General features: G+C 70.2%; 21 protein-coding genes. 12 read left to right on the top strand and 9 right to left on the bottom strand.

Features of this window, described 5'->3' with window-relative positions; translation table 11 throughout:
- Window positions 1-46: 46 nt before the first annotated feature.
- Window positions 47-1195 carry a LysM peptidoglycan-binding domain-containing protein gene (locus G8346_RS12195; RefSeq protein ID WP_166051597.1) on the bottom strand — a complete coding sequence of 383 codons (1149 nt, stop codon included), beginning with the start codon at window positions 1193-1195 and terminating at the stop codon, window positions 47-49.
- Between the two features lie 201 nt (window positions 1196-1396).
- On the opposite strand from G8346_RS12195, the gene def reads away from it, so the two are divergent.
- The 7 genes from def (at window position 1397) to G8346_RS12160 (ending at window position 9117) form a co-directional block, all read left to right on the top strand.
- Window positions 1397-1921, top strand: a complete 525-nt coding sequence (gene def / locus G8346_RS12190) for a peptide deformylase (protein ID WP_166051595.1) — start codon at window positions 1397-1399, stop codon at window positions 1919-1921.
- Between the two features lie 9 nt (window positions 1922-1930).
- Entirely contained in the window at window positions 1931-2860 is a 930-nt protein-coding gene (gene fmt, locus G8346_RS12185) for a methionyl-tRNA formyltransferase (protein ID WP_370520624.1), read from the top strand.
- Complete coding sequence (rsmB, locus tag G8346_RS12180) at window positions 2857-4167, top strand: 16S rRNA (cytosine(967)-C(5))-methyltransferase RsmB (protein ID WP_166051592.1); 1311 nt, start codon at window positions 2857-2859, stop codon at window positions 4165-4167. The genes fmt and rsmB overlap by 4 nt, the downstream gene beginning before the upstream one ends.
- Before the next feature lie 67 nt (window positions 4168-4234).
- Complete coding sequence (locus G8346_RS12175; protein WP_166051589.1) at window positions 4235-4768, top strand: DUF4390 domain-containing protein; 534 nt, start codon at window positions 4235-4237, stop codon at window positions 4766-4768.
- A complete protein-coding gene (locus G8346_RS12170) occupies window positions 4741-6981 on the top strand; it encodes an ATP-binding protein (protein ID WP_166051587.1) in 2241 nt (746 codons plus the stop codon). The genes G8346_RS12175 and G8346_RS12170 overlap by 28 nt, the downstream gene beginning before the upstream one ends.
- Window positions 6978-8345 carry a sigma-54 dependent transcriptional regulator gene (locus G8346_RS12165; RefSeq protein WP_166051585.1) on the top strand — a complete coding sequence of 456 codons (1368 nt, stop codon included), beginning with the start codon at window positions 6978-6980 and terminating at the stop codon, window positions 8343-8345. The genes G8346_RS12170 and G8346_RS12165 overlap by 4 nt, the downstream gene beginning before the upstream one ends.
- A gap of 97 nt (window positions 8346-8442) precedes the next feature.
- A complete protein-coding gene (locus tag G8346_RS12160) occupies window positions 8443-9117 on the top strand; it encodes a DoxX family protein (protein WP_166051583.1) in 675 nt (224 codons plus the stop codon).
- On the opposite strand, the gene G8346_RS12155 is transcribed toward G8346_RS12160, so the two are convergent.
- From G8346_RS12155 to G8346_RS12130, 6 genes are all read right to left on the bottom strand, one after another.
- The gene (locus G8346_RS12155; RefSeq protein ID WP_166051581.1) at window positions 9101-9661 is read right to left on the bottom strand and encodes an SPOR domain-containing protein; all 561 of its coding nucleotides are present in this window, start codon (window positions 9659-9661) and stop codon (window positions 9101-9103) included. The genes G8346_RS12160 and G8346_RS12155 overlap by 17 nt on opposite strands.
- Before the next feature lie 3 nt (window positions 9662-9664).
- Window positions 9665-11416, bottom strand: a complete 1752-nt coding sequence (gene argS / locus G8346_RS12150) for an arginine--tRNA ligase (RefSeq protein WP_166051579.1) — start codon at window positions 11414-11416, stop codon at window positions 9665-9667.
- A gap of 69 nt (window positions 11417-11485) precedes the next feature.
- Window positions 11486-13645, bottom strand: coding sequence for a primosomal protein N' (locus G8346_RS12145; RefSeq protein ID WP_166051577.1), 2160 nt, complete (start codon window positions 13643-13645; stop codon window positions 11486-11488).
- A gap of 377 nt (window positions 13646-14022) precedes the next feature.
- On the bottom strand, window positions 14023-15402 hold the full coding sequence (locus G8346_RS12140) for an NAD(P)(+) transhydrogenase (Re/Si-specific) subunit beta (protein WP_166051943.1): 1380 nt from the start codon (window positions 15400-15402) through the stop codon (window positions 14023-14025).
- Complete coding sequence (locus tag G8346_RS12135; RefSeq protein WP_166051575.1) at window positions 15402-15692, bottom strand: NAD(P) transhydrogenase subunit alpha; 291 nt, start codon at window positions 15690-15692, stop codon at window positions 15402-15404. Before G8346_RS12135 ends, G8346_RS12140 begins: the two co-directional genes overlap by 1 nt.
- Entirely contained in the window at window positions 15689-16831 is a 1143-nt protein-coding gene (locus G8346_RS12130; protein WP_166051573.1) for an NAD(P) transhydrogenase subunit alpha, read from the bottom strand. The genes G8346_RS12135 and G8346_RS12130 overlap by 4 nt, the downstream gene beginning before the upstream one ends.
- A 155-nt stretch (window positions 16832-16986) precedes the next feature.
- Between G8346_RS12130 and G8346_RS12125 the strand changes: the two genes are divergently transcribed.
- Both G8346_RS12125 and G8346_RS12120 read left to right on the top strand, forming a co-directional pair.
- Window positions 16987-17586: an HNH endonuclease gene (locus G8346_RS12125; RefSeq protein ID WP_370520647.1), complete on the top strand. Its 600-nt coding sequence runs from the start codon at window positions 16987-16989 to the stop codon at window positions 17584-17586.
- 37 nt (window positions 17587-17623) lie between these two features.
- On the top strand, window positions 17624-18511 hold the full coding sequence (locus G8346_RS12120) for a fructosamine kinase family protein (RefSeq protein ID WP_166051569.1): 888 nt from the start codon (window positions 17624-17626) through the stop codon (window positions 18509-18511).
- Here the strand turns inward: G8346_RS12120 and G8346_RS12115 are convergent.
- Together G8346_RS12115 and hemH are read right to left on the bottom strand one after the other, a co-directional pair.
- Window positions 18508-19197, bottom strand: coding sequence for a VOC family protein (locus G8346_RS12115; protein ID WP_166051567.1), 690 nt, complete (start codon window positions 19195-19197; stop codon window positions 18508-18510). The genes G8346_RS12120 and G8346_RS12115 overlap by 4 nt on opposite strands.
- Entirely contained in the window at window positions 19197-20327 is a 1131-nt protein-coding gene (hemH, locus tag G8346_RS12110; protein WP_166051564.1) for a ferrochelatase, read from the bottom strand. The genes G8346_RS12115 and hemH overlap by 1 nt, the downstream gene beginning before the upstream one ends.
- Before the next feature lie 13 nt (window positions 20328-20340).
- Here hemH and G8346_RS12105 point away from each other — a divergent pair, with 13 nt between their 5' ends.
- The 3 genes from G8346_RS12105 to G8346_RS12095 all read left to right on the top strand — a co-directional run bounded on the left by G8346_RS12105 (window position 20341) and on the right by G8346_RS12095 (window position 22846).
- Window positions 20341-20694, top strand: a complete 354-nt coding sequence (locus G8346_RS12105) for a 3-phosphoglycerate kinase (protein WP_166051562.1) — start codon at window positions 20341-20343, stop codon at window positions 20692-20694.
- A 23-nt stretch (window positions 20695-20717) separates the two neighbouring features.
- The gene (locus G8346_RS12100; RefSeq protein ID WP_166051560.1) at window positions 20718-21365 is read left to right on the top strand and encodes a hypothetical protein; all 648 of its coding nucleotides are present in this window, start codon (window positions 20718-20720) and stop codon (window positions 21363-21365) included.
- Window positions 21366-21436: 71 nt separating this feature from the next.
- The gene (locus G8346_RS12095; RefSeq protein ID WP_166051558.1) at window positions 21437-22846 is read left to right on the top strand and encodes an MATE family efflux transporter; all 1410 of its coding nucleotides are present in this window, start codon (window positions 21437-21439) and stop codon (window positions 22844-22846) included.
- The last annotated feature ends 1 nt before the right edge of the window (window position 22847 follow it).

Below are 22847 nucleotides of genomic sequence, written 5' to 3'. Positions count from 1 at the left end.
CTTGTGGCCGGCGTCGTGGTTCGGTTCATCGGTCGGACGCGGGCGGTCAGGGAGTGCGCACCTTGTCCAGCACGCGGATCTCGTTCTGCGCCTGCATGATGAGGCCGAAGCTCAGCTTTTCGTAGGTCTTGAATACCATCAGGTAGCCTGCATATTCGTCCGGCAGCTGCACCTGGCCGCCGCCGAAGCGGTCCGGCACGCGCTGTCCGGCCTGCCACACTGCGAGCACGTGGCCCGGCGCCAGGCCGTGGTTGCTGCCGCGGTTGAGCGTGACGATCTGGAAAGCGCTGACCAGAGAGACGCCGTCGAGCACGTGGATGATGCTGCCGTCGACCTGCTGCTCGGGAGCCCGCGGGATAAAGCGCAGCGGGAAGTCGGTGTCGACCGGGAACAGCTTGTCGCCGTTCAGCGCCTCGCGCTCCGTGGACGTGAGGTACATGGTGGCCGGGTCGCCTGCGCGGACGATGCGCCCTTCGCCGACGTAGTGTCCCTGGTAACCCAGGATGTCGCCGGTATCGGGGTCCGTCAGTCGCGCACCGATGCGCGTCACGCTGTAGTCGTCGTCGACGACAAAGTCGCTGCCGCGGACGTAGACCTCGGACTGTGCTCCGTGCACGATGTGGCCGCGCCGGCTCGTCAGGATGTAGGGCGCGCGGTCGGCGTCGTCCCGCTCGACCACGGACGGCCGGCTCAGGAAAGCGGCGATGCGGTCGTAGGGGATGGTGAGGATCGCGTCTTCCAGCGGCTCCGCCCGGACGCGCGGCTCGAGCCTCTCACGACCCGCGCCGCGCTCCAGCACGAGGCGCGGCTGGCCGTTGATGTAGACCAGCGTCAGCACGTCGCCCGGGTAAATGAGGTGCGGGTTGGCAACCTGCGGGTTGGCGTACCAGATCTCCGGCCAGAACCAGGGATCGCGCAGGAACATGGCGGAAATGTCCCACAGCGTGTCGCCCTTCTTCACCACGTAGCGGTCGGGGTGGGCCGGGTTGAGTCGTACCGCGGGCGCGGGCGCCGCGGTCGCGACCGGGGCCGGAGCCTCGGCTTGCGGCGCAGGCGTCACCACGGCGGGCGGAGGCGCCGGCGTCGCGGCAGGCGGCGGAGCTTCGGGTGTGCTGGCGCAGCCGCCGAGCAGCAATGCGGCGCCGAAACTGCTCAGCACACTGACGCGAAAGAGACGGAAGATCGACTGGGACATGGCGGGCCTTGCTCCATGCTGTCCTTTGTAAGAGTGCTCCGCCGCGGCTTGGTATAATCCGCGGCAGTCGGTGTCTCCGGTACCCGGCCGCGGGCTTTCCCGCCACCTTTGCACCGCTGCGAAGTTAGCACGGTGGGCTTGAATTGTCATACCGTTACCCGCATTTTGTGGCGTATTACACGAGCAATTGGAACCGCGCTCATGGCCATTCTGAACATACTCGAGTACCCGGACCCCAGGTTGCGCACCAGGGCGCAGCCCGTGGACGTGGTGGATGACGAGCTGCGGCGCCTCGCCGCCGACATGCTGGAGACCATGTACGCGGCTCCGGGCATCGGGCTGGCGGCGACGCAGGTCGACGTCCACCGTCGCATGCTGGTCGCGGACATCTCCGAGGAACAGGACACACCGCACATATTTATCAATCCGGAGATCCTGGAGCGCCGCGGCACCGAGGTGATGGAGGAAGGGTGCCTGTCCGTCCCGGGCTTCTATGAATCCGTGACCCGCTCGGAGTGGATCCGCGTGCGGGCGCTGAACCTGGAAGGGGCGAGCTTCGAGATGGAGCTGGACGGCCTGCTGGCCGTGGTGGTGCAGCACGAGATGGACCACCTCGAGGGCAAGCTGTTCGTGGACTATCTTTCCGATCTCAAGCGGCAGCGCATCCGCAAGCGGATTGAAAAGGGTCGTCGCCAGAGGGAACCTGCCACCGCCGGCGTGCTCTAGGCCCTGCCCGTGCCCCGCCTCGTCTTTGCGGGCAGTTCCGATTTCGCCGTGCCGTCGCTCGAGGCCCTGGCGGGGGGTTCGTGGGAGGTCTCCGGCGTCCTGACCCAGCCGCCCCGCCCCACGGGACGTCGCCGCCGCCTGATGCCGACGCCCGTCGGCCAGCGTGCCGCCGAACTCGGTCTCGAGACCCTGACCCCGGTGACGCTGCGGGATCCCGCGTCCGTCGCCCAGCTCGCCGCACTGCGGCCCGAGGTCCTGGTCGTGGTCGATTACGGGCTCATCCTGCCCGGCCTGGTGCTCTCCCTGCCGGCCCATGGCTGCGTCAACGGCCATGCCTCCCTGCTGCCGCGCTGGCGCGGGGCGGCGCCGATCCAGGCGGCCATCCTGGCCGGCGATGCGACCACGGGAATTTCCATTATGTCGATGGATAAAGGGCTGGACACGGGACCCGTATACAAAATGCAGGATACGAACATCGGCGAGCTCGAGACTGCGGGGGAACTCCGGACCCGGCTCGCAGCGATGTGCGCCGAGCTGCTGGCCGCGACTTTGCCCGAGATCGTGGCCGGCCGGCTCCGGCCCCGGCCGCAGGACGAGACGTTCGCCAGCTATGCCGGCAAGATCACGCCCGAGGATGCCGAGGTGCACTGGCAGGGCGCGGCGATCGAGCTGGCGCGCCGCATCCGCGCCTTCGCCCCGAGGCCCGGCGCCTGGACGACCTGGCGCGGGCAGCGCCTCAAGCTGCATCGCGCCGGCGCGCTCGCCGAGGCAGAGGGCCCGCCGGGCCGGGTCTGGCGGGCGGGCCCGGAAGGGATAGATGTTGCTACGGGCCTGGGCAGCGTGCGCCTGTTGGAGTTGCAGGCGCCCGGCGGACGCGTCCTGGTGGCGCGGGATTTCCTCAACGGCCGGGCGCTGCTCGGCGAGCAGCTCGGGGCATGAGCGCCGGGGCCGCCGCCCGGGCTGCCGCCGCGCGTGCCGTCGGCGCCGTCATCGGCGCGGGGCGGTCGCTGGACGATGCCCTCGCTGCCGCCACCGGCGCGTTGCAAGGACCGGATCGCGCCCTGGCCGCGCAGCTCGCCTATGGCTCGCTGCGGCTCTACCCGCGCCTGGCGCGCTGGGCGGGCCTGCTGCTGGCGCGGCCCCTGCCGCCGCGCGATGCCGATGTCCAGGCCCTGCTGGCGATCGGGCTGTACCAGATCGAGGCTTCACGCGTGCCCGACCATGCCGCCGTCGATGCCAGCGTCGAGGCGGCCCGCCTGCTGGGGCGCGCGCGCCATGCGGGCCTGTTGAACGCCTGCCTGCGCCGCTGGTTGCGCGAGGGCGACGCGCTGAAGGCGCGGGTGGCCCGGGAGCCGGAAGTGGTTCACGCGCATCCGCGCTGGTGGCTGGACGCGCTGGCGCACGACTGGCCGCGTGACTGGGAGGCGCTGGTGGCGGCGAACAACACGCAGGCCCCGATGTGGGTGCGGGTCAATTGCCGCCGGACCAGCCGCGAGGCGTGGCTGGCCCGCGCGCTCGCAGCGGGCATCGAGGCCGAACCCTGGGACGCCGCGCCGGACGCGCTGCGGCTGGAGAAGCCGGTGGCGGTCGAGGAGTTGCCCGGCTTCGCCGCGGGCGACGTCTCCGTCCAGGACGGTGCGGCGCAGCTCGCGGCCGGCCTGCTGGCGCCGGAGCCGGGCATGCGCGTCCTCGACGCCTGCGCTGCGCCCGGCGGCAAGGCCTGCCATCTCCTCGAGCGCTACGAGGGCATCGAGCTGACCGCGCTCGACGTCGCCGCTGCACGCCTCGAGCGCGTGCGCGACAACCTCGCGCGCCTCGGGCTCGAGGCGCAGGTGTTGCAGGGCGACGCCGCGGATCCTGCCAGCTGGTGGGATGGCCGCTGGTACGAGCGCGTCCTGCTCGACGCACCCTGCACCGGCAGCGGCGTGGTGCGGCGGCATCCGGATATCAAGCTGTTGCGGCGCCCCGGCGACACGGCTGCGCTCGGCGCCCGCCAGCAGGCGCTGCTGGACGCGCTCTGGGGCGTGCTGGCCCCGGGCGGCCGCCTGCTGTACGCGACCTGCTCGATCTGGCGGGCGGAGAACGCGGCCCAGGCCACCGGCTTCCTGCGCCGGCACCCGGACGCGCGCGCGGTGGACTTCGGCGAGCCCGCCTGGGGGCGGCGCGCCGGGCCCGGGCGGCAGCTTTTGAGTGGAGAGGCAGGGGCGGACGGGTTTTATTATGCTTGCCTCGTAAAGACGGCCTAGGCGGGAGGCGATGCGTCACGCGGAGCAATGGAGGGGTCCATCGGGATGGCGACGCATCGCGCTCCGCGTGTGCGCGCTGTGCCTCCTGTTGCTGCCCCTGGCGCATGCCGATGAAGGCCTCGTCATCGTGGATGCCCAGACGCGCCTGCAGGACGGCGTCTGGTACCTCGATGCCGACATCGACTACCAGCTCAGCGCTACCGCCCTGGAGGCGCTCGAGAGCGGGCTGCCGCTCGATTTCGAGCTCGACATACGCCTGGAACGCCGCCGCCGCATCATCTGGGATGCCGAGTTCGCCGAGCTGCGCCAGCGTTACCAGCTCCAGTTCCACGCCCTCACGGAGCGTTACATCACGCGCAACCTGAACAGCGGCGAGCAGTCCAGCCATGCCTCGCTGGGTGCGGCGCTGCAAGCGCTCGGCCAGGTGCGCGGCCTGCCGGTGATCGATGACGCGCTGATCGATCCCGACACCAAGTACTTCGTCGAATTTCGCGCCGCGGTCGAAATCAAGCGCAAGGGTGGTCCGCTGGCCGTGGTGCGCCTGTTCTGGAACGACTGGCGCACGGAAAGCGAATGGCTCAGATGGCGACTGGGGCGCTGAAACGCTGGGGCGTCGCGACGTTCGCCCTCCTGGGGCTGGCGCTGCTGTTCGCCGCCCTGCTGTTTCTCGTATCCACCGTGGAAAGCGCCGATCGTTTCGGCGAGATCTACAACTGGATCTTCCTCTTGAACATGGCCGGCGCGGCCGTCTTGCTGGCGCTCACCATTTCCAACCTGGTGCGCCTGGTGCGCGAGTACCGCAGCCATACCCCGGGCTCGCGGCTGGCTTCCCGCATGGTGGCGATCTTCGTCGGCCTCGCCGTCGTGCCCCTCGGCATGGTCTATTACTTCTCGGTCCAGTTCATCAGTCGCGGCATCGACACCTGGTTCGACGTCAATGTCGAGGCCGGCCTCGGCGACGCACTCGAGCTGTCCCGCGCCACGCTAGAGAGTCGCATGCGCGAGCACCTCGAGGCCACGCGCCAGATCGCGGAGTCGCTCAGCGGCAGCGAGGACCGTGAGCTGGGCGCGCAGCTGGAATTCGCGCGCCGCGGCGCCGGCGCCACGGAGATGACCGTGGTGGGCCAGAGCAGCCGCATCATCGCCCTGTCGTCAGACCTCAGCCTGACCGACCTGCCCTCGGCGCCGACTGAGGAGGTCATGCTGCAGATCCGCCAGGGTCGCCCTTTCGTCAGCCTGGACCCGGTGCGCGAGGGCTATGTCATCCGTACTGCGGTAGCGATACCCGGCCTGCACCCGCTCGAGGAGATGCGCGTCCTGCAGGGACTGTTCACGGTGCCGGAACGCGTCGGCATGCTCGCCAACTCGGTGCAGGAGGCCTACGCCCAGTACCGCGAGCTGTCGTTCCTGCGCAGCCCGTTCACGCGCAGCCTGACGCTGACCCTCACCCTGGTCCTGCTGCTCTCGTTGCTGCTGGCGGTGTGGGGGGCTTTTTTCTTCGCGCGCAAGCTCACCGCGCCGATCCAGACGCTGGTCGCCGGCACGCGCGCCGTGGCGCAGGGCGACTTCGACACGCGGCTGCCGTTGCCGGCGCGGGACGAGATGGGCTTCCTGGTGCACAGCTTCAACGACATGATCACGCGCCTGGCCGGGGCGCGCGAGCTGGCGCGGCAGAGCGAGCAGGCCGTGGAAAGCCAGCGCGCATACCTGGCGGTGATTCTCGGCCGGCTGTCCACCGGGGTGGTGTCGCTGCAGCGCGACTGGCGCATCAGCACCGCCAACCAGGCCGCCGGCGCCATCCTCGGCGTCGATCTCGAAGCCGCGGTCGGCAAGCCGTTGCCCGAAGTCGCGGTCGACAAGCCGTTGTTGCAGCAGTTCATCGAGGTGGGGCGTACCCACATCGATGCAGGTGATTACGAGTGGCGCGAGCAGATCGTGCTGCGCGGCGAAGCGGGCGGGCGCGTGCTGATGTGCGCCTGCTCTGCGCTGCCCGGAGACGACGGCGAGCCGGACGGCTTCGTGGTGGTGTTCGACGACATCACGGCCCTGTTGCAGGCGCAGCGCGACGCGGCCTGGGGCGAGGTCGCGCGGCGCCTGGCGCACGAGATCAAGAACCCGCTGACGCCGATCCAGCTCTCGGCGGAGCGCATCCGGCGCCGCTTCCTCGAGCACATGAACGAGGAGGACGCCCAGGTGCTGGAGCGCGCTACGCGCACCATCGTGCAGCAGGTGGAGTCCATGAAGGACATGGTGAACGCTTTCTCCGACTACGCCCGTGCGCCGGACATGGAGATCACGCGCCTCCACCTGAACCACCTCGTGGCCGAGGTGGCCGAGCTGTACCGCGTGCGCGAGATCCCCGTCAGCATCGATCTCAGCCTGGACCCGGACGTCGGGCTCGTGGAGGCGGATGCCGGACGCCTGCGACAGATCCTGCACAACCTGATCCGCAACGCGGTCGAAGCACTGGAGGGCCGCGTGGACGACGCCATGCTCCGCATCACCACGCGCAGCACCGAGGAGTTCGAGCTGCACGCCGTGTTCATCATTGTCGAGGACAACGGGCCGGGACTGCCGGCGGAGGCATTGGACCGGGTTTTCGATCCGTACGTAACGACCAAGCCCAAGGGGACCGGCCTCGGCCTGGCCATCGTGAAGAAGCTCGTCGAGGAGCACGGTGGCTGGGTCGAAGCGAGCAACCGCCAGGAGGGCGGCGTCCGCATCACCATCGCGCTCCCGGCCGACGAGGAGGCGCGCAGCGCCATGCTGCGACGCGAGGCCCGGGGCGCTGAGCTGAGGAGAACGCACGCATGAGCAGCGCCAGGATCCTGGTGGTCGACGACGAGGCGGACATCCGCAGCCTGCTGGAAGAGATCCTCTCCGAGGAAGGCTACGCGGTGGTGGCGGCGGCGAACGCGGCGGAGGCGCGCGAGCGCTACGCCAAGGATTCGCCCGACCTGGTCCTGCTCGACATCTGGATGCCCGACGTCGACGGCATCACGCTGCTGCGCGAATGGTCCGCCGCCAAGTCGGCCCGCCAGTGCCCGGTGGTGATGATGTCGGGACATGGCACGGTCGAGACGGCGGTGGAGGCGACTCGTCTCGGCGCCGTGGACTTCATCGAAAAGCCGGTGTCGCTGGCCAAGCTGCTGCGCACGGTCGAGCGCGCACTCGAAGCCGATCGCGCCGGCGGCAAGGGCGGGCGCGGCCTGGTGCCGCAGTCGACAGCGCCGGTGGGCCACAGCCGCGCCATGCAGGCGTTGCGGGAGCAGGCCGAGCGCGTCGCCGGCCACGCTACCAACGTCCTCGTCACCGGGGAGGCAGGCAGCGGGCGGGAGCTGTTCGCGCGTTACATCCACTCGATGGGGCCGCGCGCGCGCGGGCCCTTCGTCAGGCTCGTCGCCAGTGCGATGCAGGACGCGGGCGCAGAGGCAGCGCTGTTCGGCAGGGCGTTCCAGGGCAACATCGAGCCCGGCCTGCTGGAGCGCGCCCAGGGCGGCACGCTCTTCATCAAGAACCTGCACGACCTCGGCGCCGAGTCCCAGCGCCTGCTGCTGGGTGCGTTCGAGAGCGGCCGCTACAAGCCCCTGGGCGGCGACGTCGCGCGCCCCCTGGATGCGCGCATTATCGCCTCGGCGCCCCCCGGCTTTGAGCGTTCTCCTCCGGCGGGGCTGCGGCAGGAATTGCTGATGTACCTGGCCGTCGTGGTGCTGACCGTGCCGCCGTTGCGCGAGTACCCCGAGGACGTCCCCGACCTGTTGCGCCATTATCTCGACAAGCTGGTGGACAGCCAGGGCCTGGCGTACCGCCGCTTCAGCGTGGCGGCGCAGAACCGCCTGCGCAATTACCCCTGGCCCGGGAACGTGCGCGAGCTGCGCAATCTCGTGCATCGGCTCCTGATCCTCGGCGGTGACGAGGAGATCGGGCTCGGCGAAGTGGAGCAGGCGCTGTCGGAGACGGCGCCGCCGGACGAGCCCTTGCTCAGCCAGGACCTCATGGCGCTGCCGCTGCGCGAGGCGCGCGAACAGTTCGAGCGAGCTTACCTGCAGCAGCAGCTGCAGCTGTGCGAGGGCAAGGTCGGCCGGCTCGCCAAGCGGGTCGGCATGGAGCGCACCCACCTGTATCGTAAGCTGCGCGCGCTCGGCATCGATTTCCGCAGCGGCGGTTCGGATGACTGATCCAGCGCAGCCGCGCGCGTAATGTTTTCGCCCTGACCCGGGTCTCTCTCTGCATACCCGCCCGCGCGGGAAGTAAAGAACTTGCAGGAGAGAGCTGATGAACGATGCGTCGCAATCGCTGCCGACCCTCTGGCGCCTCACGACTTCACGCCTCGAGGGACTCGGTGCCTGGCTGGCGCCGCTCGGCCTGAGGCTGATCCTGGCCTGGGAGTTCGGCGAGGCCGGTGTCGAAAAGCTGCACGGCGAGAACTGGTTCAGCCATGTGCAGGACAGCTTTCCCTTCCCCTTCAGCATCGTCAGCCCCGAGCTGAGCTGGTTCATGGCGACCTGGTTCGAGATCATCGGCGCCTTTGCGCTCGTCCTGGGACTGTTCACGCGGTTCTTCGCGTTCTCGCTGCTGATCCTCACCTTCGTGGCCACGGCGGCGGTGCACTGGCCTGACGGCTGGTCTTCGCTGGCGGAGTTGTGGCAGGGCTATGCCATCAGCGACGACGGCTATGGCAACTTCAAGCTGCCGCTGCTGTTCGCGTTGATGCTCTTGCCCCTGGTGCTCAACGGCGCCGGCAAGCTCAGCGTCGATCGCTTGCTCGGCCGCTGGCTGCTGCCCGCCACGCGCGCTGCGCGGGCCGACGGCCTGGCATGGTCGCTGGCCGGGCTGGGTTTCGGCTTGCCGTTGACGGCGCTGTTCCCGGTACTGGGTCTCGGCTTGCTGCTGGCGGGAATCGCCGGCGTGGTGCTTTTCCGGGAGACCCTGCTCAGTTCCGCTCCCTGACGGCCAGCGCCCCGATGCCCGCCTCCGCCAGTTGCCGGCGCGTGGCGTCGGCCTGGGCCGCATCCGGCAGCGGACCGATGCGCACGCGGTGCCAGGTCTGGCCCTCGATGGCGACGGCCTGGATGCTGGAGGTGAGCCCGAGCAGCGCGAGCTCGGCCTTGCGCCGGTCGGCATCCGCGAAGCGACGGAACGAGCCGGCCTGGATCCAGTAGCGTCCCGGGGCGAGGTTCGGCGCGGGCGCCGGTTTCTCGCCGCGGCGCACGGCCGCGGGTTCTTCCGGCACCACCACTTCGAGACCGGGCAGCATGGTGTAGAAATCGAAGCCGCCGTCTTCCTCGGCCTCGACCGCCACCGGCTCTTCGACCTGCTGCGAGGCGGGCTTGGCGCTGCGCGTGGCCACCGGCTGCTCCGGTGCCTGGATACGGCCGTGATACAGGTGCACGCCCAGCGCCACGCACAGGCCGAGCGCGAGCCCGCTGGTGAACCATACCCACGCTGGCGTCGGCGGCTTCCTCCGGCTGCGGCGCTTGTAATCCTGCGCCATGTCCTACATCGACTCCGGCGCGCTCACGCCGACCAGTGCCAGGCCGTTGGCGATGACCTGGCGCGCGGCCTCCGCCAGCGCCAGCCGCCCGGCGCGCACCGTCGCATCGTCGACCAGGAAGGTCTCGGCGTTGTACCAGGTGTGAAACTCCTGGGCGAGCTCGCGCAGGTAATGCACGACGTTCTGCGGCGCGCGGTTGGCCGCGGCAAGTTCCACGGCCTCCGGGAAGCGTCCCAGCGTCGCCATCAGGGCGCGTTCGTGCTCGCTGTCGAGGGCGGCGAGCGCGGCGACGCCTTGCGCGGGCTTCCAGTCCAGTCCCTTCTCCGTCGCTTGGCGGAACACGCTGCGCACGCGCGCGTGAGCGTACTGGATGTAGTAGACGGGGTTCTCGTTGCTGCGTGACTTGGCCAGCTCGAGGTCGAAGTCGAGGTGCTGGTCGTTGGAGCGCAGCACGTAGAACAGCCGCGCGGCGTCGTTGCCGACTTCCTCCCGCAGTTCCCGCAGCGTGACGAACTCGCCCGAGCGCGTCGACATCTGCACCTTCTCGCCGCCGCGATAGAGCACGGCGAACTGCACCAGGCGCACTTCCAGGCTGTCGCCCGGCTCGCCCATGGCCTCCAGCCCGGCGCGCACGCGGGCCACGTAGCCGTGGTGATCGGCTCCGAGGATGTCCAGCAGCTGCGCATAGCCACGCTGGCGCTTGTTGAGGTGGTAAGCGATGTCGGAGGCGATGTAGGTGGCCTGGCCGTTGTCACGCACCACCACGCGGTCTTTCTCGTCGCCCAGCGCGCTGGCGCGGAACCACAGTGCGCCGTCCCGTTCGTAGGCGTGGCCGTCCGCCTTGAGGCGGTCGATGCACTCCGCCACGAGGCCGAGCTCGGTCAGGCTGCGCTCCGAGAACCACTCGTCGTGCGTGACGCCGAATTCCTCCAGGTCGTTGCGGATGTCGGCGAGGATCTCGTCGAGACCCAGCTTGTGCACCTTGCGGTAGTCGTCCTCGCCGAGCAGCTCGCGCATGCGCGCCACCACGGCGTCGATGTACTCGTCCTTGTCGCCCTCGGGCGCGTCCGGCGGCAGGCCCGCGAACACCTCGGCGGCGGGGCGCAGCAGGCTGTGATGGGCCTCCGCCACGAGCCTGTCGGCGATCGGCTGCACGTAGCCGCCGCGGTAACCGTTCGCCGGGAAAGCGAAGGACTCGCCCAGCGCTTCGAGGTAACGCAGCCAGACGCTGGCGGCGAGGATGTCCATCTGGCGCCCGGCGTCGTTGACGTAATACTCGCGGTGCACGGCGTGGCCCGTTGCCTCCAGCAGGTTGGCCACGGAGTCGCCGTAGGCAGCGTGGCGCCCGTGGCCGACATGCAGGGGGCCGGTCGGGTTGGCGGAGACGAACTCGACCAGGACGCGGCGGCCTGCGCCTGTCGAGGAGTGCCCATAGCCCGCGCCTTGCTCCAGCACCGCGGCGATTTCCTGCTCGAAGGCCAGCTTGCTGAGGCGGAAGTTGATGAAGCCGGGCCCGGCGATGGACACGCTTTCCACCAGCTCGGAGGCGGGCAGCTGCGCGACGATGAGCTCGGCCAGCTCACGCGGGTTGCGCCCCGCCGGCTTGGCCAGCATCAGCGCGGCGTTGGTGGCCAGGTCGCCGTGCCTGGGGTCGCGCGCACGCTCGACCCGCGCCTCCAGGGCGATGTCCTGCGGGAGCTGGTCGCGCAGCGCATCCAGCGCCGTGGCGAGCAGGCCTTCGATCTTTGTCTTCACGGCGGGATTTCCTGCGTGGTCAGGCGGTGAGCCGCTCATTGTAGCGTCAGGCGCGGCTGCGGGTCAGCGTCAGAACAGGTCCTGGGGATCCACCTCGATGAACCAGCGCACGCCGCGGCTCTCCGCCAGTCCCGGCGCGGCGTCGCTGCAGGCGTCCAGCGCGCGGTGCAATGCCGGCCGCGCCGCGGACTGCAGCAGCAGCTGCGCCCGCCAGCGCCCACCGCGCTTCTCCATGGGCGCCGGCGCCGGGCCGAGCACGGTGACGGTGCGCGGGACCCGGACCGCGTCGCGCAGCGCCGCGAGGAAGGCCATGGCCCGCTGCGGCCGGTCGGCTTCGGCGCGCAGCAGTGCCAGGTGGCTGTACGGCGGCCAGCCCGCGGCGCGGCGCTCCTCCAGCGTGGCCTCGGCGAAGGCCTCGTAGCCGCCCTCGAGCAGGCGCCGCAGCAGGGGGTGTTCAGGGTAGGCCGTTTGCACCAGGACTTCCCCGGGGCGGTCGGCGCGCCCGGCCCGGCCCGCCACCTGCACCAGGGTCTGGGCGAGCCGCTCGCTGGCGCGGAAATCGGTGCCGAACAGGCCCTGGTCGGCATTGATGATCCCCACCAGGGTGACGCCCGGGAAGTCGTGCCCCTTGGCCATCATCTGGGTGCCCACCAGGATGCGCGTGCGGCCGTCGCGCACGTCGTCGAGGATCCGGTCGACGGCGCCCTGCCGCCGCGTGCTGTCGCGGTCGATGCGCGCCAGCGCGACGCCGGGGAAGCGGCGCACCAGCGCCTCCTCGAGCCGCTCCGTGCCTTCTCCGGCGGGACGCAGGTCGGCGCCGCAGTCGGGGCAGGCCGGCGGCAAAGCCGTCTCGTGGCCGCAGTGATGGCAGCGCAGGCGTGCGGCACGCCGGTGCCACGTGTAGCGCGCATCGCAGTGCCTGCAGTCCGCGGTCCAGCCGCAGGAGGCGCAGAACAGCGCCGGGGCGAAGCCGCGGCGGTTGAGGAACAGCAGCACCTGGCCGTCCTTCTCCAGGTGTTGCGCCATGGCCCGCAGCAGCGGCCCGGAGAGTCCCTCGCTCGCCGGATGGCGCCGCAGGTCGACCAGTCGCACCGCCGGATGGCGCGCCGCTCCGGGCCGCTCCGGGAGCCGCGCCAGCGCATAGCGGCCCTCGCGTGCGTGCCGCAGGCTTTCCAGCGCGGGTGTGGCGGAGCCGAGCACCACGGGGATCCGGCTGATGCTGGCGCGCATCACGGCCACGTCCCGCCCCGAATAGCGCAGGCCCTCGTGCTGCCGCAGCGAGGGGTCATGCTCCTCGTCGACGATTATCAGGCCGGGCCGGGCGAGGGGCACGAAGGCCGCGGAGCGGGTGCCGATGACCACGGCCGCGCGCCCGGCACGGGCGTCGGCCCAGGCCGCCAGCCGTGCGCTCGCGCCCAGGCCGGAGTGCAGGGTTGCCACCGGCACGCCCAGGCGCGCGCTGAAGCGCTGCACCAGCTGGGGCGTGAGCCCGATCTCGGGCACCAGCACCAGCACCTGCAGCCCGCGGCGCAGGCACTCGGCCGCGGCGGCGAGATACACCTCGGTCTTGCCGCTGCCGGTGACGCCGAACAGCAGTCGTGCGGAAAAGCTGCCCAGGGACGCCAGCACGTCTGCTACGGCGTCGGCCTGCGCGGCATTGAGTTCCGGGCCGGGGTTGGCCATGTCCCAGGAGGCGGCGGCCGGCTCGGGCTCGATGTCCACCAGGCCGCGGGCGGCGAGGCGCGCGGCCGTGGCGCGCCAGCCGGCCGGGAGGGTCGGGTCGTCGGCGCGTCGGGGTCCGGCTGACAGCAGGTCCAGCAGCGCCGCCTGCTTCGGCGCGCGCCGCGTCATGGCGTCCGGGGCAGGCCCCCTGGCCGAGACGCGCAGCGGTGGTTCGGGCAGCGGCCGGCCCTGGCGCAGCGGCGCCGGCAGGGCCGTGGCCGCTACGCTGCCGGGCGGCTCGTGGTAGTAGCGCGCCGTCCAAGCCAGCAGCTGCAGCAGCCCGGGGTCGAACAGCGGCGCTTCGTCGAGGGTTTCCTGCACCGGTTTCAGCCGCTCCGGCGGGAGGTCCGAGGACGGCGCGTGCGCCATCACCAGCCCCACCGGGCGACGCCGGCCGAAGGGTACGCGGACGCGCGTGCCAGGCGCCGGGGCCGGGCCTGCGGCCGGCGCGAGGTAGTCGAACAAGGTGTCGAGCGGCGCATCGACCGCGACGCGGAGAATGGTCATGGCGATGATCGTCCGGCGGGCGGCCAAAGTTGTCCACAGAACCTGTGGATAACTCTGTGGACTAGTGGGTGGATTTGCGGGGTAGTCCGCGTCACTTATGGGGGCGACTCAGTTTGGTCAAAAAATGGTCATGTCAATAAATAAAATAAAAAACAATCAGTTACGGTACCTAGTTCCGGTGCTTTGTGCGCTAAAGCACGTTTCACACGGTAATTTCCGGTTCTTGTGAATAAGTGCTCCAGGACGAGGCCGCGGAGCGGGTCGAAGGCGCATCGGGCAGGGCGCCTTGCGTCCGGTAGGAACAAGGTCGCGGGAGGCCGGCGCCGGGGCCCGGCGCGGGCGCTGCGGGGCTGCCGGGAAGGGCAGCCCCGCGTCCATCAGCTGGCCTTGACGGCGTGGATCAGCTCGGACACCGCGGCCTGGCCGTCGCCGTAGAGCATGCGCGTGTTGTCGAGGTAGAACAGCCGGTTCTCGATGCCGGAGAAGCCCTTGCCCTTGCCGCGCTTGATGACGATGACGTTCTTCGCCTTGTCTGCGTTGAGGATGGGCATGCCGTAGATCGGGCTGGACGGGTCGGTGCGGGCGACCGGGTTGACCACGTCGTTGGCGCCGATGACCAGCACCACGTCGGTCTTCTCGAAATCGGCGTTGATCTCGTCGAGGTCGTAGATGAGGTCGTAGGGCACGCCGGCCTCGGCCAGCAGCACGTTCATGTGCCCCGGCATGCGCCCCGCCACCGGGTGGATCGCGAAACTCACCTGGACGCCCTTCTCCTGCAGCAGCCGGGTCAGCTCCCACACCTTGTGCTGGGCCTGGGCCACGGCCAGGCCGTAGCCCGGCACGATGATGACGCGGCTGGCGAAGGCCATCTGGATCCCGGCGTCGGACGCCTCGATCTCCTTCATGCTGCCCTCGACCTCGCCGCCGTCCACGGCCGCGTCGCCGAAGCCGCTGAACAGCACGCTGGCGAGCGAGCGGTTCATGGCCTTGGCCATGAGCTGGGTCAGCAACGTGCCCGCGGAGCCCACCACCGTGCCGGCGATGATCATGGCCTCGTTCTGCAGCACGAAGCCCTCGAAGGCGACGGCCAGCCCGGTGAGGGCGTTGTAGAGCGAGATGACCACCGGCATGTCGGCGCCGCCGATGGGATTGGTCAGCATCACGCCCGCAGTCAGCGCGAGAACGAAGAAAATGGTGACCAGCGTGGTGTGGGCGGGATAGTTGCCGAGCAGGAACATGCCGACGATGAACGCGCCGAGCAGCAGCGCGGCGTTGACCTGGTTGCCGCCCTTGAAGCGGATCGGCTTGGTCATCCAGCCCTGCAGCTTGGCGAAGGCGATCAGGCTGCCGGAGAAGGACACGGAGCCGATCAGGCCGCCCAGCACGGCGAGGAAAGTGACCGTGAGGCCGTGGTTGCCGCCCTGGTAGAGCTCCACCGCCGCGATGGCGCCGGCGGCGCCGCCGCCCATGCCGTTGTAGAGCGCGATCATCTGCGGCATGTCGGTCATGGCGACCTTCTTGCCGGTCCACCAGGCGAGGCCGCCGCCGACCGCGATGCCCAGCGCGATCAGGGTGATGTTGCCCCAGGACAGGCCGGGCCAGAAGAAGGTGGCGACGGTGGCGATCACCATGCCCCAGCCGGCCCACACGATGCCGCCGCGCGCGGTGCGCGGCGAGCTCATGCGCTTCAGGCCGATGATGAACAGCAGTGCGGCCGCGAAGTAGCTGACCTTGATCATGAACTCGGCGAAGCCCATCACTTGCGCTCCCTGCTGGCCTTGAACATCTCCAGCATGCGTTCCGTCACCACGTAGCCGCCGACCGCGTTGCCTGCGGCGAGCACCACGCCGAAGAAGCCGATCAGCATGCCGAGCGTGCTGTCGGCCTTGCCGAGCGCGACCATGGCGCCGACCAGCACGATGCCGTGCACGAAGTTGGAGCCGGACATCAGCGGCGTGTGCAGGATCACCGGCACGCGGGCGATGATCTCGTAGCCGGTGAACGCGGCCAGCATGAAAATGTAGAGCGCGATAAACCCGTCGATCATGAGTTTTCTCCTGCGCCGGCGCCCTCGATCCGCTCGCGGGTCTGGGCATGGCGAATCTCGCCGTCGTGGGTCAGCACGCTGCCGGCGAACACCTCGTCGTCCCAATTCAGTTGCAGGGCCCCCTCGCTGATGGCGGGGCTGAGGAAGTTGAGCAGGTTCTTGGCGTACATCTCGCTGGCATGGCGCCCCACCGCGGCCGGCAGGTTCACCGGGCCCACGACCTGCACTCCGTCCGCGTCCACCACCTCGCCGGCCCTGGTGAGCTCGCAGTTGCCGCCCGTCTCCGCGGCCAGGTCGACGATGACCGAGCCGGGCTGCATGCGGCCCACGGTCTCGGCGTCGATGATGCGCGGCGCGGTCCGCCCGGGGATGGCCGCGGTGGTGATCACGACATCGGCCGCCGCCACGTGGTCGGCCAGGATGCCGGCCTGCTTGGCTTTCTCTTCTTCGGTCAATTCGCGCGCGTAGCCGCCGCTGCCCTCGGCGCTGATGCCGGTGTCGACGAACTTGGCGCCGAGCGACTGCACCTGCTCGCGCGTCGCGGCGCGCACGTCGTAGCCCTCCACCACGGCGCCGAGACGCTTGGCGGTGGCGATGGCCTGCAGCCCGGCCACGCCGGCGCCGATGACCAGCACCTTGGCGGGCCGGATGGTGCCTGCCGCGGTGGTGAGCATGGGGAAGAACTTGTCCAGCTGCATCGCGGCGATGAGTACGGCGCGGTAGCCGGCTGCCGCGGCCTGGGAGGAGAGCGCGTCCATGGACTGCGCGCGCGAGATGCGCGGCACCAGCTCCATGGCGAAGCTGGTGATCTTGCGGTCGCGCATCAGCCCGACCAGCTCGTCGGAGCGATGCGGCTGCAGCAGCCCGATGAGCACGGCGCCCTCGCGCAGGCCCGAGGCCACCTCGAGCGGCGGCGGGTTGACCGAGAGCAACACGTCGGCGCGCTTCACCACTTCCTCGCGCCCGAGAAACTCGACGTTCTCGAAGCGGCTGTCGGGAATGCGCGCGGCTTCCGCCACGCCGTTTTCGGCGCACAGGGTGGCGCCGAGCGCGGCGAGCTTCTTCGCCACTTCCGGCACCAGTGCTGAACGCGTTTCGCCTGCAACGGTCTCGCGCAGGACGCCAATGACCACCGCCATGGGCAATCTCCCCCGGGCCCCTGGGCCCCTCTTAACCCGGCGGTCGAGTGTACAGGAAGACGCGCGCCCGTTGATGTCCTGATTGATTTTCCCGCGGCCTTCTGGAATAACACCTGCAGCGACGAGGCAGCGCAACGGAGCGGTCGGCGATGGGGATGTCCCTGGGCCAGCAGATCCTGCGCACCGACGTCGCCGGCATGCCTCTCGAGTGGGTGGACTACCGGTGCGCGGTGCGCCTTTACCACACGGAGCAGGTCGCCTACGAGTGCGGCCGGCCGCTGTTTCGCCTGCGCGGCGGCATCAACGCCCGCACCGGCCGGCGTTCCGCGGTCGAGGTCTCCAGCATCATCGCCACGCACGGCCATGGCGCCACTTATCCGGCGCGCGACGCTTACACCCCGCCGCTGAACAACCACGCGCTGTTCCGCCGTGACGCCTTCCTGTGCCTGTATTGCGGCGAGCACTTCCTCGCCGTGAACCTGTCGCGCGATCACGTCACCCCGCTGGTGCGCAACGGGCGCGACGCCTGGACCAACGTCGTCACCGCCTGCCGCCGCTGCAACAACCACAAGGCCGGCCGTACCCCGGAGGAGGCCGGGATGCAGCTGCTTGCGGTGCCCTTCCAGCCGACCTATGCCGAGTACATTTACCTGAAGGGCCGGCGTGTCCTCGCCGACCAGATGGAATACCTGCGCGCGCACTTCCCGCGCACCAGCCCGCTGCACGCACGGCTGTCCTCGGCGCGATGGCAATAACCGGCCGCCCGCGCCGCGCGTCGCCGTACCCGGGTCCGTGAGTTCCATCGACCGCCTCGTGGCCGCGCTCGGCGCCGCCGGGCTCGAGCTCGAGCCCGGCTCCGCGCGCCCGGTGGGCGGCGGCTGCATCCACCACGCCTGGCGTGTGGCAGGCCGACCGGGACCTGTCTTCCTCAAGACCAACTCAGCCGACGCCGGTTGGATGCTGGAGGCGGAAGCGGACGGCCTGGCTGCGCTAGCCGCGGCCGGCGCGCTGCCGGTCCCCGCGGTGCTGGGCTGCGGCGAGGCCGAGGGTTCCGCCTGGCTGGCGCTGGAGTGGCTGGAGCTGCGCGCGCCGTCGCCGGTGACGGAGGCTGCGCTCGGCGCGGGCCTGGCGCGCCAGCATGCCGTGCCCGGTCCGTATTTCGGCTGGTCCTGCGACAACGCCATCGGCGCCTCGCCGCAGCTCAACACGCCGGACGATGACTGGGGGCGGTTCTTCGCCCGCTGCCGCATCGGCGCCCAACTCGAGCTCGGCCGGCGCAATGGGCTGCCGGCCGAGTTGCTGGCGCGAGGCGAACGGCTGGTGCAGCGGATACCGGCCCTGCTGGCCGACCGGGAAGTGGCGCCCGCCCTGTTGCACGGCGACCTTTGGGGCGGCAACCGGGCCGCCGACGAGGCGGGACGGCCGGTGGTGTTCGACCCCGCCGTGCATTACGGCGATCCCGAGTGCGACCTCGCCATGACCCGCCTGTTCGGCGGCTTCGACCGGGCCTTCTACGACGCCTACGACGCGGTGCTGCCACCGGCGCCGGGCTGGCGGCAGCGGTTGCCGCTGTACCAGCTCTACCACGTGTTGAACCACGCCAACCTGTTCGGTGGCGGCTATGTGCGCCAGGCAGGCGCGCTCTTGGATGCCGTCGGCAGCGGCGCCGGGCTGCCCTAGTCCTCGGCGCCGGCCGCCTGCAAGCGCAGCCGCAGCCCGTCCGGGGCCGGCAACACCAGCTCGCCGCCGGCCGCAGCCTCGACCGCCAGCCCCCGCGCGGCCAGCGCGTCGCGCGCGGCCCCGAGCTCGGGGTGCTCGAACACGAGTTCCGGCCCGCGCGCCGACTGGCGCGGCGCCAGGGTGATGCCGCCGGCCACCGCAACCGGGCCTGTGCACGTCGCGTCGGCCACCAGCCCGAGGCGTTCCCAGAAGGCCACGGTGGCCGCCGGGTCGCGCGAGGGATAGCGGTATTCGCGGAAGTGACCCAGCGGTGTCGCCGGCCAGGCCTGGTCGAAGTCGCGCGACCAGGTGCGTGCCTCCAGCAGCGTCACCACCTGGCCGTCGGGGTCGCGGAAGCCGGCCTCGTTGAACTCGTGCTCGCCGGTCTTGGCGAAGTCAAACTCGACGCCCAGCGCCGCCATGCCGGGGAGCGCGTCGGCCAGGCCCGGCCGGACCCAGGTCACCGATGGCGAATCGAACTCGTAGGCGTGCAGCCCGAGCACCAGGCGTCCGTCGCTCAATACCGCGTAGTGGTGCCGCCAGGTGTCGCCGACGCGCCCGTGGGTGAGGCCGAGGTGCTCCCAGAAGGCCACCGAGGCGGCGATGTCGCGGCTGAAAACGCTGAGCTCGAGAAAGCGGCCGAGCATCAGCCGAGCTCGCCTGCCTCGCGTGCCGCCTTGACGCGGTCCGCCCGTTCCTTGCTGGCACGCAACTCCGCGGCCACGCGGTCCGGGTCTGGCGCCGGGCCGGTCTCGGGCCAGCCCTGCAGGTGTTTCAGCGCCAGCTCGGTGAGAAAGTCGAGGTGGTCGTCGCGGGTGTTCAGGCAGGGGATGTAGCTGAGCGTCTCGCCGCCGGCCTCGCGGAAGTAGCCCGCATTCTCCTCGGCGATCTCCTCGATGGTCTCGAGGCAGTCGGCGGAGAAGCCGGGGCAGACCACGTCGATGCGCTTCAGTCCCTTGGCGCCCAGCGCCTTCACCGTGGCGTCAGTGTAGGGCTTGAGCCATTCCTCGCGGCCGAAGCGCGACTGGAAGGTGGTGGTCCAGCTGCCGTCCTCCAGCTCCAGCGCCTCCGCCACCAGGCGCGCGGTCTTGTGGCACTGGCAGTGGTAGGGGTCGCCCGAGTCGAGGTAGCGCCGCGGCACGCCGTGGAAGCTCATCAGCAGGTGCTCGCCGCGCCCGTGCGCCGCCCAGTGCTCGCGGATGCTCGCGGCCAGCGCCGCGATGTAGCCTTGCTCTTCGTGGTAGCGGCCGATGAAACGCAGCTCCGGCACCCAGCGCCAGCGCATCAGCTCGGCGGCGACGGCGTCGAAGGTGGAGCCGGTGGTGCTGGCGGAATACTGCGGGTAGAGCGGCAGCACCAGCAGGCGCGTGACGTTGAGAGAGTGCAGCTGGCGCAGCGCCGAGGAAATCGAGGGATTGCCGTAGCGCATCCCGAGCGCGACCTCCACCGGCCCGGAGAGCCGCGGCGCCAGGCGCGCCTTGAGGCCGGCCGCCTGTTCCCGCGCGCAGGTCAGGAGCGGCGAGCCTGCTTCGGTCCAGACGCTGCGGTAAGCTTCGGCGGAGCGGCTCGGTCGCGTGCGCAGGATGACGCCATGGAGAATCAGCCACCACAGGGGGCGCGGCACTTCCACCACGCGCGGGTCCCACAGGAATTCGCCCAGGTAGCGCCGCAGCGGGGCGGTCTCGGGGGCGTCGGGCGTGCCCAGGTTTGTGACGAGAATCCCGAGTTTTTCCGCCTTGCCGTGGTGAAATGTGCTCGTGCCGAGGTATTGGCTCATGAAAAATGCTCCCGTGACTGCACGCATTATCCTACGACTCGCCCGGCTTTTGTTCAGGCCGGCCGCCCTGGCTGCGCTGCTGCTGGCCGCCGGCAACGCCCTCGCCTTCGCCGTGGAGCTCGAGTTCGATCCGGCCGGGCTGGACGTCGTTGCCGAGGCGCATAGCGACGGACGGCTCGCGCTGGTGCGCGTCGTGAACGGCGAAGACTTCGCACTGCGCTGCGAGGCCGTGTTCCGTAACGGTCCCGAGATCGCGCGCACCCGCCGGGCGATCGTGGCTGCCGGCGAGTCGGCAGCGCTGTCGTGGGCGCCCAACCGCAAGGTCGTGCGCCTGCGCATCGAATTGCACTGCTTCCGGCAAGACTGACTACACAGCTGGAGAAACGCGTTATGAAAACCAGATTGGCATTCGCCGTCCCCTGCGCCCTCGCCCTGCTCCTCGGCGGACACGGCGCTGCCGCAGAGAACTTCGCCCTCGGGGCGAAGGCCGGCACCACCGGGCTCGGGCTCGAGGGCACTTTCCGTATGAGCGAGGCATTCAACCTGCGCGGCGGCTTCTATGCTTTCGACTACTCGACCGACATCGAGGAAAACGGCATCCAGTACGATGGCGACCTCGAGCTGAGCAACCTCGGGTTGTTCGCCGACTGGCATCCTTTCACGGGGGCTTTCCGCGTCAGCGTCGGCGGCGTGCAGAGCGGCAATGCTTTCGGCGGCAGCGCGGACGGCGAGCTCGATGTCGGCGACAACACCTATCTCGCGCAGCTGCAGGCCGACGTGGACTGGGACGGCTTCGCGCCTTACCTCGGCATCGGCTGGGGCAACGCCGTCGGCAGCGCCGGCTGGTCGTTCTCCTTCGACCTCGGCGTAATGTTCACCGGCGAGCCGACGGTGTCGCTGACCGGCACGGTCGACGACCCGCTGCTCCAGGCGGAGTTCGAAGACGACCTGGCGCGCGAAGAAGAGGCGCTGCGTGGGGAGCTCGAGGACGCGAAATACTACCCGGTGATCAACCTCGGGGTGGCTTACCGCTTCTAGCCGCGCGGTCCGGCGCGACCGGGAGGCGGGCGCGGGCGTAGAATGCTCGCCCCGTTTCCCGGTGAGCGACCGTGCCTGCGCATCCTGATTCCCGCCATCGCAAGTTCGGCGAAGCGCTGGCCATCCTGCGCCTGGCCGGGCCGCTGGTGTTCAACAACCTGGCGCTGGCCGGGATGAACTTCGCCGACACGGTCATGGCCGGCCGGCTCGGCACGCGCGACCTGGCCGCCGTGGCCGTGGGCGGGTCGGCCTGGATGGTGGTGTTCCTGTGCGGGCTGGGCGTGCTCATGGCGGTCAGCCCGGTGGTGGCGCACGCCTACGGCGCCGGACGCTGGGAGGACGCCGGGGTCGTGCTGCGCCAGGCGCTATGGCTCAGCCAGGCGCTGGCGGTGCTCGCTTTCACCGCGCTGCTCGGCGTGCCGCTGCTGCTGGCGGCCATCGGCATCGACCCTGAAGTGGTGCCGCTGACCGGCGGTTACCTGTTCGCCATTTCCTTCGGGCTGCCCGGCATCTTCGCCTTCCTCGCCATGCGCTTCATGAGCGAGGGCCTGGGCTGGACGCGGCCTATCATGTATGCGGCCGCCGTCGGCCTGGTGGTCAACGTGTTCGGCAACTGGGTGCTGATGTACGGCAACCTCGGTTTCCCCCGGCTCGGCGCCGTCGGTTGCGGCATGGCCAGTGCCATTGCCATGTGGTGCATGTTTGCCACCATGCTGTTTTATGTGCGCAGGTCGCCGCGCTACGCGCGCTTCGCCCTGTGGCGCGGCTTCGAGTGGCCGCGCTGGAGCACGCAGCGCGACATCCTCGGCCTGGGTCTGCCCATTGCCGCCAGCGTCGAGGCGGAGGCGGGGCTGTTCGCCGGCGTGGCGCTGATCATGGGCACGCTCGGCGCCACCCAGGTGGCGGGGCACCAGATCGCCATCAATTATGCGGCGACCATGTTCATGGTGCCGCTGGCCTTTCACTCCGCGACCACGATCCGGGTCGGCCAGGCCCTGGGGCGCGACGAGCCGGTGCTCGCGCGCCTCGCCGGGTGGAGCGGCATCGGCCTGTGCGGCGCGTTCATGCTGCTGTCGGCGCTGGTGCTGCTGCTGTTTCGCGAGCACATCGCCAGCTTCTACACCAACGATCCCGAGTTGCTGCCGCTGGCGACATCGCTGCTGACCATGGCCATGATCTTCCAGGTCTCCGACGGGTTGCAGGTCGGCGCGGCCGGCGCCTTGCGCGGTTTCAAAGACACGCGGGTGCCGATGCTCATGAATGTCGGCAGTTACTGGCTCATCGCCTTCCCGATGGCCTGGTACGCCGGCGTCCACGCCCGCCTCGGGCCGGTGGCCATATGGATCGCGCTGATCGCCGGCCTGACTGTGACCGCCATCCTGCTGACGACGCGTTTCGCGCGCCTGTCGAATCGACGTGTCGCTGCTGCCGCGACGCACCAGGACGCCCTGGCCGGCGGCGCCGGCGGTGCAGCAGGTTGAG

Origin of the sequence: Thioalkalivibrio sp. XN279 (assembly GCF_011089885.1) — a bacterium.
Lineage (GTDB): Bacteria > Pseudomonadota > Gammaproteobacteria > Steroidobacterales > XN24 > XN24.
This window is presented reverse-complemented; position numbering and strand designations above follow the sequence as displayed.

What these genes read in the sequence shown, in the direction of transcription:
- G8346_RS12195 (WP_166051597.1), bottom strand. Translation starts at nt 1,195, where the DNA reads ATGTCCCAGTCGATCTTCCGTCTCTTTCGCGTCAGTGTGCTGAGCAGT.
- def (WP_166051595.1), top strand. Translation starts at nt 1,397, where the DNA reads ATGGCCATTCTGAACATACTCGAGTACCCGGACCCCAGGTTGCGCACC.
- rsmB (WP_166051592.1), top strand. Translation starts at nt 2,857, where the DNA reads ATGAGCGCCGGGGCCGCCGCCCGGGCTGCCGCCGCGCGTGCCGTCGGC.
- G8346_RS12170 (WP_166051587.1), top strand. Translation starts at nt 4,741, where the DNA reads ATGGCTCAGATGGCGACTGGGGCGCTGAAACGCTGGGGCGTCGCGACG.
- G8346_RS12165 (WP_166051585.1), top strand. Translation starts at nt 6,978, where the DNA reads ATGAGCAGCGCCAGGATCCTGGTGGTCGACGACGAGGCGGACATCCGC.
- G8346_RS12160 (WP_166051583.1), top strand. Translation starts at nt 8,443, where the DNA reads ATGAACGATGCGTCGCAATCGCTGCCGACCCTCTGGCGCCTCACGACT.
- G8346_RS12155 (WP_166051581.1), bottom strand. Translation starts at nt 9,661, where the DNA reads ATGGCGCAGGATTACAAGCGCCGCAGCCGGAGGAAGCCGCCGACGCCA.
- G8346_RS12145 (WP_166051577.1), bottom strand. Translation starts at nt 13,645, where the DNA reads ATGACCATTCTCCGCGTCGCGGTCGATGCGCCGCTCGACACCTTGTTC.
- G8346_RS12140 (WP_166051943.1), bottom strand. Translation starts at nt 15,402, where the DNA reads ATGGGCTTCGCCGAGTTCATGATCAAGGTCAGCTACTTCGCGGCCGCA.
- G8346_RS12135 (WP_166051575.1), bottom strand. Translation starts at nt 15,692, where the DNA reads ATGATCGACGGGTTTATCGCGCTCTACATTTTCATGCTGGCCGCGTTC.
- G8346_RS12130 (WP_166051573.1), bottom strand. Translation starts at nt 16,831, where the DNA reads ATGGCGGTGGTCATTGGCGTCCTGCGCGAGACCGTTGCAGGCGAAACG.
- G8346_RS12125 (WP_370520647.1), top strand. Translation starts at nt 16,987, where the DNA reads ATGTCCCTGGGCCAGCAGATCCTGCGCACCGACGTCGCCGGCATGCCT.
- G8346_RS12115 (WP_166051567.1), bottom strand. Translation starts at nt 19,197, where the DNA reads ATGCTCGGCCGCTTTCTCGAGCTCAGCGTTTTCAGCCGCGACATCGCC.
- hemH (WP_166051564.1), bottom strand. Translation starts at nt 20,327, where the DNA reads ATGAGCCAATACCTCGGCACGAGCACATTTCACCACGGCAAGGCGGAA.
- G8346_RS12100 (WP_166051560.1), top strand. Translation starts at nt 20,718, where the DNA reads ATGAAAACCAGATTGGCATTCGCCGTCCCCTGCGCCCTCGCCCTGCTC.